Below are 3,089 nucleotides of genomic sequence, written 5' to 3' on the forward strand. Positions count from 1 at the left end.
TCCCAATGATTCTCTGCCGAACAACATGATTTCGTTGTGGTGGGACGATCTGGATCCGCGCAAGGGCGGGCATATCTACTATTATTATGATGCCGTCGGCACTCGTTTTATCGTGAGTTATGACGGTGTTCCCAATTATTACTCTACGACCGGGACGGGCTCGTTGTCGTTTCAGGTGATTTTATATCCCGATGGTAAGATTTTGATGCAGTATGGGGTGATGAATCCGGGGAGTGATGCCCAGGGTTTAAGCGGAGCGACCCTGGGGATTGAGAACGGTAACGGGACGGATGGTTTACAGGTTGTTTTCAACGGTTCGTATATGCACGACAATCTGGCCATTTCGATGGCGGCGGCGAGCTGGCTGTGGGTTGAACCGGGTTCGGGGTCGATTCCCGGTTTTGGCTGGGATACGGTGACGGTGCGGGTTACGCCGGGCGAACTGGCGGAGGGTATTTATAATGGTCAGTTGAAGGTATTGTCGAATGATCCCGAGACGCCGCAGGTGATCTTGCCGGTTCAGATGACCGTTCTGCCGCCGTATATTTGCGGCAACGCCAACGGTGACGGCGTGGTGAATATCATGGATATCACTTATTTGATAAATTGTCTGTATAAGGGCGGTCCGGCGCCGAATCCGGTGGAGGCCGGTGATGCCGATGGCAACGGTCAGGTGAATATCCGCGATATTACTTACCTCATAAATTTCCTTTATAAAAGCGGGCCCATACCACTCTGCCCGTAGATGAACTAAATGATAACCGGTGGGTTAGCTTCCGGCTGACCCACCGGCCTGATTGAGTATGAGTAAATCTTTCAAAATGCGATCAGATGAGAATCGATTAGATTTACGAGAGGAACAGGATTGTAAATAGTTGCTATAGGGAATCGCAAATTATTAGTCATAATCTATAGGGAGAGAGGCTTCATGCGCGCAAGATTACTTCTAACCTGCCTTCTTATTCTATCGGCCTTTTCATTTGGCCGGGCCGAAAGAGTGATGCTCAACTCCGGCGGCACTGCAAACGTCACAGTAATTGAGTCGAATGACTTGCATACAGTAGTGCGTTTCGAGATTGGGTCCTTTGATAAAGAACGGCTCGATATAAATGGCGATAATTATTTTCAAATTACCTGTTCGGGGGAGGGTAATCTTTTGCAGGCCGGCAATCCGGATCTGCCTCATCTGTGTCGCAGCATAATCGTACCGGACGATGCCGAAGTGATGGTTAAACTACTTGCGGAGGATTATGTCGATTTCCCGGAAACGCCAGTGGCTCCCTCGAAAGGGAATCTTTTGCGCACGGTGGATCCGAAGGACGTACCATATTCTTTTTCCTCCGTTTATAATTCTAATCAGTGGTTTCCATCCGAAGTGGTGGCATTACGCGAGCCGTATATTCTTCGCGATTATCGCGGCACGGTGATCGAGCTTAATCCTTTTCGCTATAATCCCGCGCTGAGAACGCTGCGGGTTTACAAATCGGTGACAGTTGATGTCGTGACGACCGGGCGGAGCGAAAGAAATATCATGATAAGAAATGGAAATGCCCTTCGCTTGGTACGGGATTTTGATATTATCTATGATAGCCGCTTTATAAATTACGGTCAGGTCAAGGGGAAATATGTGCCGCTGCAGGAATCGGGTGATATGCTTATAATCACCTATCAGCCGTTTCATCAGACTATGGAACCGCTGGTGGAATGGAAACGGCAAAAGGGAATAAAGACTACTGTCATCGATATATCCGTGATCGGCAACACCAGCACGCAAATCAAGAATTTCATACAACATTTCTACGATACTACCAATCTGGCCTGGGTGCTTCTGGTGGGAGATGCCGCCCAGGTAGCAACGCCGACGGCCTCGGGCGGGTCGTCCGACCCGAGCTATGCCAAAGTCGCCGGGACAGATGATTATCCGGATATTTTTGTCGGTAGATTCTCTGCCCAGAATGCCACCGAAGCCCAGACACAGGTCACACGTACAATCGACTATGAGAAAGTGCCGCTCTCAGGCGCTTGGCTTCACCAGGGAACCGGAGTTGCTTCCGCAGAGGGGCCGGGACATAACGGCGGAGAGTACGATAATGTTCATATGAATAAGATTCGAGATACTCTTTTGGCATATACTTACACGCTGGTGGATCAGATCTACGACCCCTCGGGCACGGCGGCTCAAGTAAGTGCGGCGCTCAATAGCGGAAGAGGAATTGTCAACTACACGGGCCATGGCAGCACAACAGCATGGTCGACGACCGGTTTCTCAAATTCCAATGTAAATGCTTTGACCAACGATAATCTGCTGCCGTTTATTTTTAGTGTCGCCTGCGTGAACGGCAATTTCGCCGGTACCACCTGCTTTGCCGAAGCCTGGCTGCGCGCCCAGCATAATGGACAACCTACCGGGGCCATCGCCACTTATATGTCATCGATAAATCAATCCTGGAATCCTCCTATGGATGCCCAGGACGAGGCCGCCCATCTGATTAGAAGAGAGTTATCCACTACCGTAGGCGGATTGTGTTACAATGCCTCCTGCAAGATGATCGATATAAATGCCGCGGACGGTGTAGAGATGTATGATACCTGGCATATCTTTGGCGATCCGTCCGTCGTGTTCCGTACCAATACTCCTTTTGCTCTCACGGTCAATCATGCCGGCGCGGTAATTTATGGATTGCCGGAGTTTATAGTGGAAGTGGCCGGTATGCCGGGAGCACAGTGCACCTTCTATCGCGACGGAATCATTTATGGTTCGGCTTATACCGATGCGAATGGAATCGCCCATATTCCCACCGATATGTCGCTTCCCATCGGTGAAGATATCACGCTGACAGTGACGGTGCGGAACGCAACACCCTATATTACGACCATTCCGGTTACGCCTCCCGCTGGTCCTTATTTGCTGTATCAGAGCAGTGCGGTAAATGATGAGTTGGGTAATGGTGACGGGCTGTTGAATAACGGCGAGGCGGTCAAGCTTGGGGTTGGTCTGATTAATGTTGGTCCGGACGATGCCCTGGAAGTGGTAACGACGTTATCGTCGACCGATCCCTATGTAACGATCACGGATAACAGCGAGAACT

2 protein-coding genes are annotated in these 3,089 nt (G+C 50.2%); both read left to right on the plus strand.

The window, feature by feature from the left end; all coding sequences use genetic code 11:
• Nucleotides 1-745, plus strand: a 745-nt coding sequence (locus NT002_00840; GenBank protein ID MCX6827819.1) for a dockerin type I repeat-containing protein, incomplete at its 5' end; no start/stop codon positions are given.
• Nucleotides 746-928: 183 nt separating this feature from the next.
• On the plus strand, nucleotides 929-3,089 hold a 2,161-nt coding region (locus NT002_00845; GenBank protein ID MCX6827820.1), incomplete at its 3' end, for a C25 family cysteine peptidase.

Source organism: Candidatus Zixiibacteriota bacterium (assembly GCA_026397505.1).
Lineage (GTDB): Bacteria > Zixibacteria > MSB-5A5 > GN15 > PGXB01 > JAPLUR01.